This window comes from Deltaproteobacteria bacterium (assembly GCA_018668695.1).
Lineage (GTDB): Bacteria > Myxococcota > XYA12-FULL-58-9 > XYA12-FULL-58-9 > JABJBS01 > JABJBS01.
In genome coordinates this window covers 25,379-41,982 of sequence record JABJBS010000166.1, presented here as the reverse complement: position 1 = coordinate 41,982, position 16,604 = coordinate 25,379, and the positions used below count along the sequence as shown (strand labels likewise).

The window sequence follows — 16,604 nt, the reverse complement described above, 5'->3', positions numbered from 1 at the left end:
CCGGAGAAGCTTATACAGGCTGACATTCCCGCGTAATAAAACAAGAAGGCTCTTAAGAATTTAAAAAAAGTATCGTGCTCTTTGGCATTGGCTAGGGTGGATTTGAGCTGTTTAAAGCCTTCGGAAAAGAGTGTTCCAAGGGCCGCTTCCTCAAAGCCGGGCTTGGGCGCGGTACGATTTTTTACTAGCAAAAATGTCGGTAATGCTGCGACCAAGAAAAAGAGTCCCGTAGCTCCCATCGCGGTTTGGTTTTGCTCAATATAAAGGGGGAGGTCTGTTGCGGGATCCGCGGTGACAAGTGCTTTGACCATTAAGAGGCTGGCAATCCCGCCAAAATATCCAACTCCCCAACCAATGCCTGAGATGATTCCCATATTTTTGGGAGTAGCGATATCTGTTAGGAACGCACCACAGAAACTCTCACTGAGCATGAACGTCGCGTAACTTAGGGCCACGAGAATAATCGCAAATTCAATATCTCCGGGACCGACCATGCTTAGAAGCATTGTTGCTACAGAACATACCAAGGTGGTGGCAATGAGATATCTTTTTTTGTTACCACTCAAGTCGCAAATTGCACCTACCAGCGGAGCCATGGTCAACGCGATAAGCGTACTGATTGCGATGGCTAGAGACCAGTAGGATGTTCGTAACCCGGATTCTGCGGGAACAATATGTTCTGCGAAAAAAGGAGCGTAAATGACGGTAATGACGACGGTGACATAGCTTGAGTTTGCAAAATCAAAACAGGCCCAGCCACCAATTTCAGTTTTTGTAACAGGAGGGTGTGTTGGGGATTCTTGGGACATAAATACTCCTGGTGAGTTGGTTCGAATCGGTTCAGTTGAGACTAGGACATCTGCATTTTAACTGCGGTGTCAGCGCGCCTTTGAAGGGCTATGGCATTGACGGTGGCTGCGAATGTTTTGTTTTCTTCAAAGAGGTAGTCAAAGAGATTTTTACTTACGCGAAAAGCTTTCATCGAGCCGTCGGTAATCACATTGGCTCCGCAAGGTCTGTCGAGGATGAGTGATATCTCTCCAAAAACATCACCCGGTCCCAGCTTGGCGAGTTCAATTCCTTTTTTTAAAAATCCACCCTTACTCATTACTTTCACGCTGCCTTCGTAAATGATGTAAAATGAAGACCCATCTTCACCATGCTTGAGAATGGCGTGGTCAGTTGGAAACCCATAGAGTTTAATTTTTTGGCAGATTGAATCGATCTCACCAGCCCGCAGTCCTTTGAAAAGATAAATGCTGCGAACCAGTTTAGAGAGCTGGCCGTAGACTTGATTGTCGAGTGGAAGTTGCATGACTTGAGTGAACTCTAGGTCTGTCTTGGAGGCTGTGTTGGGCTTGACGGCACTCAGCGGAGCATCGCTCTCATCTGGTGTGGGGGCTAATTTTTTTACATGTCGAGTTTTTGTTTTCGTTTGATTTTTTACTGAAGAGTCTGCCGTACGTTCAATAATAATTTCTTGGATGGTTTGGGCGAAGGGCTCATTTTCTACGAGTAAATATTCAAAAAGACTTCGACTTGCGAGAAATGCACGTGCACCACCCGACGCAACCACACTGGCATTGCATGGTTGATCCATAATCAAGGACATCTCACCGAAAATGTTTCCCGCCTCAAGAGTCGCCAGAGTTGTACCTTTTCGAAACAGGCTCCGGTTGACGATGACGTCGACTTTTCCGTCTAAGAGGATGAAGAAAGCTTCGCCTTGCTGACCTTGTTTAATCAGGGCTTCGTCATTCCCAAAGCCAAAAAGTTCTAGCCGGTCACAAACTTTATCAATGATGTGAGGCGGCATTGCCCGAAATAGATAAATATCGCTCACGAGTTTGGAGAGTTTTATTAGGTCGGAATTGGTTGGCGTAAGCTTCATGACGCCGGAGAGCATCACTGAATCAGGGCCTTGTGATGGCTCTGGTTTTTTAGGTGCGTGGGGTTTGGTCTTAGCCGACTCCATGAGCTCAGGCATCAGACGATAAGCACTGATTCGCTCATCAGAGACGGACATAAACATGGGGTGAGAGCAGGGAGGCAGCTCACCGGGACCCAGGAATATGAAGCTATGCTCATGCACTTGATTTAATATTTTAGCGATGACGTTATTTCTACCGTTGGCATCTAGGTAGAGCAAAACATTGCGCATCAGGATGACATCAAAAATGGGTAATTCAGCCCAAGGCTTAAGAATGTTCATGGTCTTAAACTGAACCCACTCTCGATGCTCTTTCTTGATACTCCATTGTTTACCGAATGACTCTAAGTTGTTTTCTACAAGCTCTTTAGGAGCCCCGCGGGCAATGTCTTTTTTATAGTAGAGTCCGGTTCGAGCCTTTTCGATATTGCTGGTCGCAATATCGGTGCCGATGATTTCCACATCCCACTTACTGAGTTCGGGGATGCTGTTGCGCAGTGCGATGGCTATGGAGTAGGGCTCTTCACCAGCTCCGCAACCGATAGACCATATCCTCAGCTTTTTGTCCGGCCCCTTGATGTGCATCAGTTCGGGAATGCCGATGTGTTTCATAAAGCGATAAGCACCAAATCCGCGAAACAGTCCGCCATCAGCCGTGAGGAGTGCATCGATGGTTTGCCGGTATATACTACTTTTGGGACCGCTTAGTTTGATGAGGTCGATGAGCTTACCAAAAGCGATAAGTCCAAGTTCATCCATGAGGGGTTCCAGACGCTGAGCAACGACCGCTCTTTTACGGGACTTCATTTCAATGCCCGATCGCTGGATGATCAGCTCTTGAAAAAATGTAAACTCAGCTTCTGACAGGTTCATCGTTTATTTCGTCTTCGTCGTATTTAAAACGGCTTTAAGCGTTCACTATAGCGAGCTTGGACGTTGGGTGCGAATGACGATTAGAACCACCAAAACGTCGTTTTATCTCCAGGAAATGACATTTTTGTTGATTTAGAAAAATGTAAATCGAACAAAAATCAAAGAAAGACCTGATTAATAAGAGTTTTCCCAAAAATCTGGAGATGGCATGATTTTGGCTTTTAGTAAGAGAGTCTTACCGGCAAACCGGCAAAGCTGCATACGATTTATCGCCTGCTGGCCCCATGGGCTCAGTATGCTTAGGACTGTCGACAAAGTGGTGCTTGTCGGCAGTCCACTTTTGAATGGTTCGCGGTCTCAAAATAAACCACTTGGTATAAATGCTGCTTTCTGGACCTTTGAGTTTGGTATGTTATGGGCGCCTCGGCTTTCTCGGGAGCTTATATTGAAATCTTATATGAATAATTTAGAGCCGGCTTGTGCACGTGCGGCTTTGAGGTTGAAGATGTCTCAAAAACCAGTTGCATCCCTTACTATAAAAAATCTCGACCCTAAGATTAGGGTTTTATTGTTTGATGAGCATCCGGTTTTTCGGATGGGACTTACCGGCTTTTTGTCAGGTGAAGCGAAGCTAGATGTTGTAGCTGAGACTTCTACGGCTGCTGAGGTCACTGGTATATTAGATTCCCAAGTCGTTGATGTTTTACTGGTCGACTTTTGTCTCGGTACGGGACGTGGTGCCGATTTCATCCGGAAAATACGTAACGACTACCCACAAGTTAAAGTATTGGTGATGACGATGTTCGATGAGCAAGATCAGCTTGCATCGGCGATGTTGGCAGGCGCGCACGGCAGTATCACCAAGACTCAAAGCCCCCGCCATTGGGTTCAGCTCATTTCACAAACGGTTCATCCGCGACCGCACCTATCGGTAGCCCAGTAAATTGAATCTCTTAACTCTGTAGCCAATGGAGTGGTCTAAGCGGTGGCCCAGGCACCCTGTGTCGTGGTCATTTCTTCACTTAGGCTCCATAGCCGTTTGGCATCGGCAACGTCTCTAGCGGTTCTCGTTGGTTTGCGAACCTTACAGTCGTAAAGGTATTCCCCAGAGAGCTTTCCTGCATCGATACTTGTGGCAGCCCAGATGACGGTTTCTGCACCTTTGAGTGCGTTACGTTGAAAGGGACGCGAAATCAGCATCGCAGCTTTGGCTAATTTACCATTGTTTTTGGCAAATCCGGTATTCACGAAGCCGGGGTGCAAGCAATTGGTGATGACTCCCGTGCCCGCAAGCTTTCGAGACAACTCCTTCGTGAACAGAATGTTGGCCAGCTTAGATTGACAGTAAGCAGGCCAGCCCGATGCAAAAGTTGCTTGGTTGAATTGGAGGTCGTTCCAAAGCATTTTAGCCGGCTTGTGTGCATCTGAGGACACATTGACAATCCGAGCAGGCGCGCTGGCGAGGAGTAGATCTTTGAGAAGCGTCGTCAGTAAAAAGTAGTTGAGGTGATTAAGGGCCCAGGTTCGTTCATAGCCATCGACGGTGGTTTCATGGCTTGTGAAAAGAGCACCTGCATTATTAATGAGGATATCGAGCCTACTGAATGAACTTTTAAACTCCTCGGCGAGTTTTCGGATGTCTGCTTGAGAGCTTAAATCGGCAATCAGGCTGTGGATTTTACCTGCGCCAGGCATTGATTGGAGTTCTGCGGTCAGTTGGGCTGTTTTTTCAGGATTGCGTCCGACGATCACCAATGTAGCGCCGCTGGGTGCGATTGCCTCGGCGGTCTGCTTTCCGATGCCATTTGTGGCACCGGTGATCAGAACAATTTTATTATTTAAATCAGGCACTTGAGGTTTCTTCATCGTGATTTCCTTTTTGAACCCTTAGGAGCCTATCTCGTTTTGGGCTACTTTGTGAAGCTAGGCGTATTGTGGTGGAAGTCATAATAAGTAGCCTTTTTTTTGACGCAAGGGGTCATAACCTTGCCGATGCCTTGCAAAGTTTTTATGGTGCAGGCGGACCAAAGCATTACTGGCTGCATGCTCAGAGGAAAAATTATGGATTACTCGCGCAAACGATTGAAGTGGAATGGTTGGGGCTGGCACGGACGAAGTTTTCCCTTCCATGGTAAAGACACCGACTTTTGGAAGTTCGTGCAGGGCCACTTGGGAAGTCACGAACTACCGGACACCCCTTCGTTAAAATGGGAAGAAGTCGATGCGGGTAAATCTAAACTGACCGCAGCAACGCGCAAGCAGCTCGTCGCCATTTTGGGTGAAGAGCGTGTTTGTACCGATCAATATGAGCGCGTCTTTCATGCGCTGGGCCGAAGCTATCGAGATTTGTTACGACTACGAACTGGCAAGTTACCAGGCGCTCCAGACGTTGTTCTCTATCCAAAAGGAACGGCCGAAGTAGAAGCGATTATGCAGCTTGCAGTGAAGCGCAATGTAGCCGTTGTTCCATTCGGGGGCGGCTCGAGCGTGGTGGGCGGCGTTGAAGCCATCGGTGAGGAGGGCCACGCAGGTGTGTGGACAGTAGACCTCTCCATGATGGAAAATATTATCGCCATTGATACCGTTTCGATGACGGCAACTGTACAAGCCGGTGTTTATGGTCCGAAGCTCGAGCGTGCTCTACAAGACAGAGGCTTTACGCTTGGGCATTACCCACAGTCTTTTGAGTTCTCGACCTTGGGTGGCTGGATTGCCGCCAAGGGTGCAGGTCAACAGTCCAATCGTTATGGAGCCGCCGACAAATGGTTGGTTTCAGCGCGGGTGGTAAGCCCCAATGGCGAGTGGGGCACGGTTGCATCCATTCCGCATGCATCCACCGGACCAGACTTAAATCACCTTATAGCGGGCTCTGAGGGGACTTTAGGTATTATTACCGAAGCGACGGTGAAGATTCATAAGCTTCCTCCTGCACGTGATTATCGCGGCTATTTGTTTAAAGATTTCGCCTCTGGTGTGGATGCATTGCGAGAGATCGTTCAAGAGGAAATCCCGATCGCAATGGCACGTCTTTCAGATCCGGATGAGACCGCTTTCCTGATGGATTTTAAGTCTCTGGGAACGGAAGAAACGACTCTAAAGGCTTTAACGAATAACGTGTTGTCTGCAACGGGTTATGGGGACGGCGCATGTATTCTCCTTTTGGGAATCGAAGGCAATAATAGTCATGTGAAGCCGGCTGTGGCGCAGACCAATATCATATGCATGAAGCACGGCGGTTTGCCCGTTGGTCCGAAGGCTGGTGAGAATTGGTATAAAAATCGTTTTGAGATGCCCTATCTACGAGACCCTTTGATGGACCGTGGTCTGGGTGTCGACACCCTTGAAACTGCGATCAGTTGGTCTAAAGTAAGCACCTTGCACCGAGCCGTGATTCAAACAATCAACGACACAATTCGTGCAGAATCCGCTCATCCTGGTGCTGGAGCATTGGTGATGTGCCACGTTTCTCACTCATACCATGATGGGTGCAGCCTGTATTTTACGTTTGTCTTTGGGCAAGCCACCGGGCGCGAGATGGAGCAATGGACTGCGATTAAAAAAGCCGCTTCCCAAGTCATAAGTGAGCATGGGGCGTCGATGAGTCACCACCACGGCGTCGGGATGGATCATCTTCCATGGATTGAGGCTGAGAAATCGACTTTGGGTGTGGGAATGCTGAAAGCAGCACGAGAACACGTTGACCCCAATGGGATCATGAACCCGAAGAAGACGTACCTCACGCCCTAAGCATTGATTTTGTTGATTGAAGGTCGTAGGACACGTCTTCGAGGCGCCCTACATTTGCCCAAATGTCGGAGTCGCCGCGTTTGGGAGCTCTTTAAATGAATCAGCGTGTAACCTGGCATCAACCCAGTCGTTTGTTATGTCTCGCGGCTTTACTTTGTTCTTGTGGCACTGACGGTGTCATTCACACCCACGTTTATGATGCATCGGATACCCCCGACCCTGAGGACGAAGTTTATTATGTCTCTGGCTCGGTCGCAGGTCTTCAAGGCGAAGGGCTCGTTCTGGAGCTTAATGACGATGCACAAATCCAAGTAGCGGTAGATGGTACGTTTGGATTTATAGATTCTCCCCTCCAGCCTGGAGAGACTTACAGTGTAGAGGTGGCCAATCAGCCCCGCATCCCAAGTCAGGAATGTGTCATTGTTGGTGCTTCAGGAGTTATCGATGCAGCCAATATTGAGAATCTAGAAGTGAGCTGCAGCGTGAACACCTTTCGCGTAGGTGGTTTGCTGTCGGGGATGGCAGGCGAGGGCCTGACTGTGAGCCTCAATGGCACTTGGGAGCTTCAACCTGAGGCCAATGGTGATCTGACCTTTCAATCCGCATATCTGCCGGACGGTTCGTCTTTTTCGGTCGAAGTTTTAGAGCAGCCAGAAGGGCCAAATCAAACCTGTGTGGTGGAAAATGGTCAGGGCACGCTCAACGGTTCAGACGTGACGAGCTTGGAAGTACGGTGCACGACCAACCGCTATGCTGTGGGTGGTAATGTGACGGGATTAACTGGGGCGGGCTTGGTCTTGTCCTTGGGGAACTCAGCGCTTGAAATATCGGGCGATGGCGAATTTCAGTTTTTAGATTCACTTGTTGAAGATGGACGGCTTTTTGAAATTGTTGTCTCGAGCCAGCCATCTGATCCCGTTCAGGTTTGTTCGGTTGAAAATGGTGGGGGCATGATAGCCGGCGAGCATTATGGTGACGCTTTGGTCAGCTGTGTTGATGAAGTATTGACCGAGGATGATGTTAATTGACGCAATGACCCTAGAGACTTATGATTCAGACCTATTCATGCGACAGCTCTTTGAAAGGAATGCACATGAGGCTCTTACTCTGCTCTTTGCTATTAACTCTTGGACTAACCGCTTGCGGCGGCGCCGGTGGGGAAGTTACCTACAGTGGTGATGTTTGGCCGCTTATCGAATCGCGTTGCAGTGCTTGTCATGATGCAGCGGGACAAGAATACTACAATTCGAACGTACTCTTTGTCGATGCAGCATCAACTTACGATGTACTGCTCAACGGCGACGTGAGTGCTGATACCGTTGGCGGATTTACCAAGTATGTCGTTCCTGGAGATGCTGCGAACTCATCACTTTTCGATAAGATTGCGAATGACCCACCAGACTCTGGTGGAAACGTGATGCCTGGCTCAGGAATGATGCTTTCAGAGTCAGACATTGATGTGATTGGCAGCTGGATAAACGGCGGCGCACTCAACAACTAGGGACTGCTGTGATCGTAGAGATTAAAGCGCGAGTTGAGCACCGTTTCACAATTATGGATTCGGTGCTCAATCCACGACCTATTTTGTCACGCCTATCTGGTCGAGCATAAAAGCATATTCAAAAGCTTTTTCCTTGAGCCGACCATAACGACCTGAAGAACCTCCGTGCCCCGCGCCCATATTGGTTTTTAGTAGTAGTTTCTGGGTACCCGTTCGGGTGGCTCGTAGTTTCGCCGTAAATTTAGCGGGTTCCCAGTAATGGACTCTTGGGTCATTGAGGCCCGCGAGGATAAGCGTTGCGGGGTAGTTCTGCGCCTTGATGTTATCGTATGGCGAGTATGCATTGATGGTGTGAAAATCTTTTTCTTGATTCGGATTACCCCATTCTTCCCATTCGATGGCGGTCAGCGGAATCGTTTCATCGAGCATGGTGTTTACAACATCCACAAAGGGTACGCCTGCAACGACTGCTTTGAAGAGGTCGGGGCGCATGTTCATGACCGCACCCATGAGCAACCCACCTGCGCTGCGTCCTTCGATGATGAGTCTGTCTGATTGGGTGTAGCCATTTTGAGTGAGATGCTCTGCACAGGCTATAAAGTCAGTGAACGTGTTCATTTTCTTTTCAAGCTTGCCGTCTAGTTTCCATTGGCGGCCGTATTCACCGCCTCCTCGGATATGAGCGATGCCAATCGTCATGCCCCGGTCGAGCAATGAAAACCAGCTTGAACGAAACGATGCGTCATAGGGATAGCCATATGAACCGTATCCATAGAGAAGCATGGGAGCTTTGGCATTGGCGGCCACAGTCTTTTTGCGAATAATCGATATTGGAACTTTAACGCCGTCTTTGGCTTCCGCGAAAATTCGGTCGGTCACATATTGCGAGCGGTCGTAATCACGAACTGGCATCTCTTTCATCAGCGTCTTGCTCTTTGTCTTCATGTCATAGTCAAAGACAGAGCTTGGAGTTTTCATGGAAGTGTATTTAAAGCGGAAGATATCAGTTGAAAATTCTTCATTTGTGCTGGGCCAGACGTCATAGCTTGCCTCGTCGAAAGAAATTCTATGTTCAGCACCTTGCGTGTTCAGTTCCTTGATCCGCAGTTGAGGCAACCCGTCCGACCGCTCCCAGAGGACCAAGTAGTTTTGGAACGCAGCGATACTATTGAGGGTAACTGAGTCGGAGTGCTCAATGACCGTTTGCCATGAGTCGAGGTTTGTCTTTGCTGTGGGAGTACGTAGAAGTTTAAAGTTCTGGGCATTTAAATTGGAGAGTATGTAGAAATGGTCGCCGTGATGGTCGATTCCATACTCGTGACCTTGTTGGCGAGGTAGCACGACTTTCAAGGCTTCACTTGGGGTATCGGCGTTGATCGTATGGACCTCTGTTGTGATGGCGCTTTCGAGTGACATCGTGATGAATTGTCCACTCCGAGTTTTCTCTACGTTGAGGAAGAACCGGTCGTCGGCCTCCTCGTAAACAATCTTGTCGTCTTGGCTTTCAGAGCCGAGGCGATGGCTGTGCAGCCGGTATGGGCGATTGGCTTCGTCGACAGTGGTGTAGAATATCGTTGCGTTATCGTTGCCCCAAGCGGCCGAGTCGTAAGTTTTCTCAATGGTGTCTGGAAGCATTTTTCCTGTTTTGAGATCTTTGAATTGCAGGGTGAATTGTTCATAACCGCTGGAATCCGTAGAAAACGCGAGAATGCTGTGGTCGGGGCTTACTTCAAATATTCCGAGATCCATGTATTTTTTGCCATCGGCGAGCGCATTGACATCAAGAAGGATCTCTTCGGGCGCATCTGGTTTTATCTCTTTTCGGCAATAGATAGAGTAGGGCTTCCCGCTTACCGTGCGCGAGTAATAAAGGTAGTCGCCTTTGCGATTCGGTACGGATGCATCGTCCTCGACAATCCGGTGCAGCATCTCGTCATAAAGCGATTTTTGAAGCGCTTCTGTGTGAATCATTTGCGCTTGGGTATATTTATTTTCGTTCTCTAGGTACGCAATGGTCTCCGGATTGGTTTTTTCTCGTAGCCAAAAATAGTTATCGGTACGTTGGGTTCCATGAAGCTGGGTAACATGGGGCTTAATTTGAGCAATGGGGGCTTGCATGGACTGGGCTTCCGGTGAGGGTAAAGTTGTGACGGACTGGTTTTGGTTTGCGCAGGCGGCAAGTAATATCAAAGATGTAAGTGTTATGTAGCGCATAAAATTCTCCGAGTTTTATTGGCGAGGTGGTCTACCAGGGGTGGGTCAGCCCTGCAAATACGGGCTGGATCTATCGCTTCAGTCTGATAGACACATTTTCACCTGTAGGAGGAATGTAGAGATGGACTTGGCACCGGTATTGACTGAGATTCGCCTTAATAACGATGACAACAAGATGTTGTTGATTTTTTCGAACGAAAAAGAATTCGAGTTTTCCTATGAATTTCTGAGGGTTTATAGCCCTTCAGCAGAGGTTCGAGGACATACGGAGTCCGAATCGGTTCTGCAGACAGGCAAGAAGAAGGTGGGCATCAAATTGGTCGAGCCGGTGGGCAATTATGCTGTTCGGATTGATTTCGACGATGGCCACAATACAGGTCTTTATAGCTTCGAATGGCTCTATGAGTTGGGTGAGAATCAAGACCACCTATGGGGCGATTACCTCGAACGCCTCGAGAAGGCTGGCGCCAGCCGCGACCCGCTAACCATTGTCTAATTGGTAGCGATCTCGAACCTGCGATATAGGTTTTCACTAAAGCTTACAGCTGGAAAGTCGGGTTCGAATGCTTAGGGTCGTAGGGTATGCCTTCATCACAATTATAGTGCTCGCACTAAGTGTGTTGACCATCGTTTGGAATATCGCAGCTTTACCGGCTCTTGCTGTTCCACTGACCCTCGATAAAACTTTTGCGAATGTCCACATCATTAATCCAGGACAACCCATACTTTCACATCAAACCATCACGCTTAAAAATGGGGTCATCGAATCGATTGTACCGGCAGCGAAGACAGAGCGCCGCAATATCGCTCGTTATGTGATGCCGGGTTTAATCGATGTTCATGTTCATTCGCCGCGCTTCCAGCCCGACTTAGAACTCTTTAATACACTCTATTTAATGCATGGCGTAACCACTGTGCGTAACCTGAGTGATGGAGATGAAATTTTTGAACTGGCTCAAGATATCTCGAAGGGTGAACGAATCGGTCCGAGACTGCTGGGCTGTGGAACACCGTTAGATGGACCTCAGGGCACTTCGATTTCCGAGCATTTAGATAACCCCGAGGACGCGATTGAAGCGGTGAATGCGCGGCATGAGGCCGGAGCGAGCTGCATTAAAGTATACCCAACGCTGCCACCTCAAGTATTTTTAGCGATCAAGAAACGTTCTGAGGAACTGGGGCTTCCGGTCGTCGGTCGTATGAATAACCGACTTGGGATTGAAGGCGCCAGTATGGACGAGGTGCATCACCTGCACGGTGTGCTCGATGTGGTGTCACCGGGCTTTAGAACCCAAGATGTGTCAGGTTGGCTGAAGTCATGGCGTAAAAAATTCAATAAGGAGCGCCTTGGAATCTCGGTTCGGATGGCGCAGTTATACAAGTCGGCTCACGTACCCTCCCTTGTTGGTATCGGATACCTAGCTTCTCATAAGAATAGAAAATTACCGAAACCGAAGCTCAGACTTATGCCCGACTGGTATTCAGACACGAATGGAACCCATTATTACAGCTTGAAAAAAAGTGTTCGAAAATCGGCTAAGGTGGCTATTCCGAAAATGATGAAAACGGTTAAAGCCCTCCATAAAGCAGGTGTCCCGATCATGGTGGGTACCGATAGCCCGATGGATAATATCGTCCCCGGAGCGTCTTTTTATGATGAGCTGAATTTGTTGGTTCAGGCGGGTATGTCAAGCGAGCAGGCTTTGGCCTCGGCTACAGTGGTGGCGGCTCAGCGGCTTGGCTTGGAAGATACCGGAGTTATAAAAGAGGGCGCTCAAGCAGATCTACTCGTACTCTCCAGTGACCCATCTAAGGATTTAGAGAATCTATCGACCCTTGAAGAAGTTGTGGTTCAGGGAAGAGCGTACAGTGCACGTAAGTTAACATTGCATCAACGTAAGCAAATTAAGTCGAGTCGCAAAGGCCTTTATCGGTATATGAATGACCTCATTCCTTACATCTCGGACTGGCTATAAACCGGAACTCTCTTTGGACAATGTGAACTCAAACTCGGTGGCTCGGTCTGCACGCCCAGGGTTGCGTAGAATGATATTGCCACCTTGTTGTTGAATAATTGCTCGCGTGACAGCTAAGTCAGTTTGAATGGACTCATTTTCAACATCAAAGATTTCAAAAGCCAGTTCTGGCGAGATGGGATTACCATTGCTGCCGAAGAGTAATCGAACGCAGTTGCTTTCCTCTGTCATGCGCACGTGTAAGACAGGCATTCTGCCGGTGAGCGCATGCCGAATAGCGTAGGTAAGCATCGAGTTCAGTGCATCTGTTAGAATAAACGGGTTTCCATGCACCAGAACCTGTGAGGAAGCGCTGGAGATATTTTCTTTAAATTGAACATGACTAAAAACATCTCCAACCGATTGGCGGCTATCTTCGATGGCTCTTTCCCAAAGCTCGTTGAGCGAGATAAGGCGGTTTGATTTCTTTGGCTCGTTGCTTAAAGCATTCATCTCCTCAACAACGTCGGCCAGTCTTTGGGAATGCCGCTCAAGCGCCGTTAGGTGATGACGCTGGTCGATATTGTTCTTTTCTGCGCGCAGACTCATATCATTCACCTGTGTGGTACCATCTGAGAGGTCGAACACGGAGTCGGTGATGTAGGTCGCGCTTGCTAAGCTTTGGCGATAATGCCCGGCAGCATCCTCCAGGGAACGCAGTGGTTTATCCAGTGCTTGAGCTATATTTGAGAAGATTTGAATCCTGGCTTCCATCTCTTTATTGAGTTGGCGGCGTAGTTTTTCGGATTCAGCGTCGGCTTGTACTGTTTCTTCTCGCACACGATTGATTCGAGCACCTAAAGCCATGGCCAGCATCACGAATTCCGCGGCGGCTCCATAATGCAAGCTGTAGGTTGTAATAGTAGTACGAGGAATAAAACCCAGCTTACTAAATGCAAGCGCGAATGCGCCAAAGACGATGCCGAGCCACGAGATGGTAAAATACCTTGCAGTGGCCGAGCCATTCTTCCATTCCGCTAAGCCCGTCACAAATGCGATGGTTACGCCGAGAACAGACAGTCCAATGGCGGGCTTGATGACGGTGCTAAAGGGCATAAAGATTCCAGCTAAAGCCACAAGCCAGAGCATTCTTGTTACAAGGGTTAGAGCAATAGAGGTTCGAGGCCGAATGGTCTCCATTTCGAGGAACCAATTTACAAAGAGCAGTCCAGATGCGGCAGATGCGGCGAGAGATACCGTGAGTGCGGCCCCGTTTAGACGCGAACTCTCCGGCCAAAAGAACTGGTAGCCGAGCCCTTCAATGGTACCGAGGAATGTTGTCAGTGAAATGACAAAGATGACATACGGAATATAGCCACGGTCACCAATCATCAGAAAAATGAAGAGATTAAAGATGACCATGACGATGGCCATACCGAAGAAGAGCCCTATCTGAGCTTGGTGGTATTGTTCGTCAGCCCAAAACCCATCGTAACTTTGTACTGAGAGAGGGAGTTGCATTGCAATTGCAGAGCGAACCCGAATTAAAAACTCTTGGCTTGTGTGAACTTTGAAGTCGACCGGAAAGAGAAAGTCTCGGTGAGAAACCGGACGGGAGTAAAAGGAGCGAGTACTGCCTGTTCGCCACCTTGGAATGGTTCGGCTGCCTGAAGACTCGTAGACGTCGATTAAACTCAGGGAAGGGTTTCTGAGTACGATGTACCAATCCTTAGCGGAAATATTCGCTGCATCTAACTTGATGTAAATCCAAGTTGTCGTTTCGGTGTAACCCAAAGAGGGAGTCTCGATTGCGACTGTTGTGAACTTTCCTTCTCGAGCATATCGCATGGCTTCTAATGGAGTTAGGTCGTTGTTGTGGTCGAAAAATATGAACTGCGACCCATTCCCCATGAGTTGTTCAGTGTTCGTATTTCCAAGAGTCCAGGGTTTGACAGGATCAGCAGAAACGTACTGCGGTGCTAGAAAGGACAGTACAGCCAAGAGCACAGAGAAGTACTTCATGCCACAGTCCTTTCCGATTGTGGTCTTATCGCTTTATTCTTGGGTAGAATAATCTCAAATTGGACCCATCCACTTTGGTTGCCTGAATCGAGCAGACGAACATTCGCGCCCTGTTGCTGCAGAACGGTTCTCAGGACCGGTAAGCTGGTAGCTTGGTTGCCCGTAACAGACCGAGAATGATCAAAGAGAGTGGATACCGTATCAAGAGGTATGGCCGGTCCATTATTCTTAACAGTAATGGTTCTAGTTTGAGCGCCTTCGGTGACGACAATCAGTACGGAGGGATTGAGGGAGTCGAGGCAATAAGTAAAAGCATTTAAGATGATTGCGGAGGTGGCATGTCCAATGATGTATGGATTACCAAAGGTATGCCCAATATCGTCTAGGTTTGAGTTATCTATCTTCAAACTAATCTTCTGATAATTGCGTACACCGTGCTCATTTTTCACGCGCTCAAGTGCATTTTTAATGAGGTGTTGCAGAGATATTTTTTCGTTGAGCCGGCCACCCACTACTCCCATGCCTTGAAGTTCGCGGACCACAAGAGAGACGTTCTTAAATGACTCATCCAAAGTCTTCAAATGGGATCTTCGCTCTTCGACACTGCGTTCAAGATCGATTTTGGTTTTGTTGTCATCGCCGATACTGCCCGGGAAGAGAAAGTCTACAACGCTTGAGGCGCCGACCATGTTCTCTGAAAGTAAGCGCAGCAAACGATGCATCTCGCCGAGAGGTTTATTCAGTTCCGAGGTGACTCTAGAAAAGATGTGCAATCGTGATTGTAGGTGGCTCGTCATCTCTTTGCGAAGCATCGTGCGCTGCCGGTTGGCCTCGTGATTTTGCTCTTCCAGTAGGTTCATTCGATAACCCAAGGCAAACGAGAGAAGAATAACCTCCAGAGCGGATCCTACTTGTAGAGCATATTCCGATGCAGGAGCTTTGCTAATGATGCCAAATTTGTTCAAAGCCACGCTCAGGCCGCCGATTAGAAATGTGGACCATGCCAACATATAATACCCGGCCGAGCGGTCGCCTTTTTGAAAACAGATAGAGCCAGCGGTTAGGTTCATGACAAGGCAAAAGACGGAAACGACTCCGCATTGACGAATATTAAAGGTGTAGGGCGCCCAGGGAATGATGAAGAGATTAATCAGGCCAGCAAAAGCAATGAATCGCAGAATACGTGAGGCCCAAGGTAATTGAATTGGAAGTGAGAGGAAGTCGTCCGCAAAGCGTGCAGAGAAGATGGTGGCCAGTGTAATAAACAATGGGGTCGCAAGGTTGTTGAATGCGGGCGCGTCGGGCCAGATCATCTGAAAACCCATGCCTGTGAGTGTAAGAAGCATGGCTGCGATCGAAGAGATGCTTAATATATAATAAAGATAGACGCGCTCCCGAGTACTAACGAAGAGAAAGAGATTGTAGATGACCATAACGAGAATGATTCCGAGGTAGATTGCCTGGAGGAATAGTCTGCCTTGGTCATGGTCCCAAAATGCGCGTTGAGTCCAAAGATTAATCGGGAACTGCATGGAGCCCGTTGTCTCTATTCGCAAGAAGAATGTGTTGGTTTGAGAATCAGCGAGGTCAATGGGGAAGATAAAGTGGCGATGGATGATCGGGCGCTGATTAAAAAAGTATGTATCGCCAGTAGAGTGAAGATGTTCGAGCGAGTTCTCTGTGAGTTGGTAGAGAGTGACCGAATCGAGCTGAGAGTAACCGAGTTCTAGATAGAATTTCCCTGATTTTGAAGATATCAATTTGATGGGTAACGCTACCCAAACGACATCATCGGTTATGCCTAAAGATGGTGTATGGTTGTTTGATATATGAAATGCGTCTGATGCATAGAGTTCAGGTATTGCTTCTGCGTTTAGTTGAGTGGGTGAGCCCCTCAAGATTAAAGCATCGGCTCCCAAGGACGTTTTAGACTCACTGATATAAATATCTGGGGCAGGTTTGGCATGCGCGGTCGTAGCAAGGAGAGAAGTGCTCAGGACAAAGAGCAGTGAGAATATCTTTAAAGATAGGCGTGTCATATCGGCAGCTAAATTATAAACTTAAGTCCGGTGAGTTGAGCTAGGTTTTTATAAATTTCTTGGACCAGCAGTGGGGTAGCAACTTGAAACCTGAGTGTTAATGCCAAGTGTTGACCGGTTTTACTTTGGCGCTCACTCGTTTCGATTTGTGCATCGGGTCCCAAGTGTTTCACGCAGATTGTTTTCGCATCGGCGCGAAAGGCTTCAGTATCAGGACCAATAATCTTGATGAGGTACTGGGCCGGAAACGAGTGCGCTGTTTCGAGGGCCTCAATAGAGGGTACGCTGATTGGTTTTATGGATTTTGTCGTCACGTGTTGCTC

General features: G+C 48.2%; 13 protein-coding genes. 6 read left to right on the top strand and 7 right to left on the bottom strand.

Translation table 11 applies throughout. The features are described 5' to 3' along the window. Both HOK28_08855 and HOK28_08850 read right to left on the bottom strand, forming a co-directional pair. Window positions 1-809 (bottom strand): MFS transporter (locus tag HOK28_08855; GenBank protein MBT6433186.1); only part of this gene is annotated, 809 nt, incomplete at its 3' end. A 41-nt stretch (window positions 810-850) separates the two neighbouring features. Next, window positions 851-2,803 carry a cyclic nucleotide-binding domain-containing protein gene (locus tag HOK28_08850; GenBank protein MBT6433185.1) on the bottom strand — a complete coding sequence of 651 codons (1,953 nt, stop codon included), beginning with the start codon at window positions 2,801-2,803 and terminating at the stop codon, window positions 851-853. A 505-nt stretch (window positions 2,804-3,308) separates the two neighbouring features. Between HOK28_08850 and HOK28_08845 the strand changes: the two genes are divergently transcribed. Beyond that, the gene (locus HOK28_08845) at window positions 3,309-3,746 is read left to right on the top strand and encodes a response regulator transcription factor (GenBank protein ID MBT6433184.1); all 438 of its coding nucleotides are present in this window, start codon (window positions 3,309-3,311) and stop codon (window positions 3,744-3,746) included. A 35-nt stretch (window positions 3,747-3,781) separates the two neighbouring features. Here the strand turns inward: HOK28_08845 and HOK28_08840 are convergent, their stop codons facing one another. Beyond that, window positions 3,782-4,669: an SDR family oxidoreductase gene (locus HOK28_08840; protein ID MBT6433183.1), complete on the bottom strand. Its 888-nt coding sequence runs from the start codon at window positions 4,667-4,669 to the stop codon at window positions 3,782-3,784. 195 nt (window positions 4,670-4,864) lie between these two features. On the opposite strand from HOK28_08840, the gene HOK28_08835 reads away from it, so the two are divergent. The 3 genes from HOK28_08835 to HOK28_08825 all read left to right on the top strand — a co-directional run bounded on the left by HOK28_08835 (window position 4,865) and on the right by HOK28_08825 (window position 8,051). Continuing rightward, entirely contained in the window at window positions 4,865-6,550 is a 1,686-nt protein-coding gene (locus HOK28_08835; protein MBT6433182.1) for an FAD-binding oxidoreductase, read from the top strand. Window positions 6,551-6,645: 95 nt separating this feature from the next. Further along, window positions 6,646-7,578, top strand: coding sequence for a hypothetical protein (locus HOK28_08830; GenBank protein ID MBT6433181.1), 933 nt, complete (start codon window positions 6,646-6,648; stop codon window positions 7,576-7,578). A 65-nt stretch (window positions 7,579-7,643) separates the two neighbouring features. Further along, entirely contained in the window at window positions 7,644-8,051 is a 408-nt protein-coding gene (locus HOK28_08825) for a hypothetical protein (GenBank protein ID MBT6433180.1), read from the top strand. 78 nt (window positions 8,052-8,129) lie between these two features. Here the strand turns inward: HOK28_08825 and HOK28_08820 are convergent, their stop codons facing one another. Beyond that, window positions 8,130-10,265, bottom strand: a complete 2,136-nt coding sequence (locus HOK28_08820; protein MBT6433179.1) for a S9 family peptidase — start codon at window positions 10,263-10,265, stop codon at window positions 8,130-8,132. Between the two features lie 121 nt (window positions 10,266-10,386). Here HOK28_08820 and HOK28_08815 point away from each other — a divergent pair, with 121 nt between their 5' ends. Together HOK28_08815 and HOK28_08810 are read left to right on the top strand one after the other, a co-directional pair. Next, window positions 10,387-10,761 carry a DUF971 domain-containing protein gene (locus HOK28_08815; GenBank protein MBT6433178.1) on the top strand — a complete coding sequence of 125 codons (375 nt, stop codon included), beginning with the start codon at window positions 10,387-10,389 and terminating at the stop codon, window positions 10,759-10,761. Window positions 10,762-10,828: 67 nt separating this feature from the next. Continuing rightward, window positions 10,829-12,241, top strand: a complete 1,413-nt coding sequence (locus HOK28_08810) for an amidohydrolase family protein (protein MBT6433177.1) — start codon at window positions 10,829-10,831, stop codon at window positions 12,239-12,241. On the opposite strand, the gene HOK28_08805 is transcribed toward HOK28_08810, so the two are convergent. From HOK28_08805 to HOK28_08795, 3 genes are read right to left on the bottom strand one after another with little or no spacing between them, the layout of a single operon-like run. Further along, window positions 12,236-14,242, bottom strand: coding sequence for a sensor histidine kinase (locus HOK28_08805; protein ID MBT6433176.1), 2,007 nt, complete (start codon window positions 14,240-14,242; stop codon window positions 12,236-12,238). The two genes, HOK28_08810 and HOK28_08805, sit on opposite strands and share 6 nt — an antisense overlap. Continuing rightward, window positions 14,239-16,281: a sensor histidine kinase gene (locus tag HOK28_08800; GenBank protein MBT6433175.1), complete on the bottom strand. Its 2,043-nt coding sequence runs from the start codon at window positions 16,279-16,281 to the stop codon at window positions 14,239-14,241. Before HOK28_08800 ends, HOK28_08805 begins: the two co-directional genes overlap by 4 nt. Before the next feature lie 8 nt (window positions 16,282-16,289). Beyond that, entirely contained in the window at window positions 16,290-16,595 is a 306-nt protein-coding gene (locus HOK28_08795) for a DUF493 domain-containing protein (protein ID MBT6433174.1), read from the bottom strand. Between the last annotated feature and the right edge of the window lie 9 nt (window positions 16,596-16,604).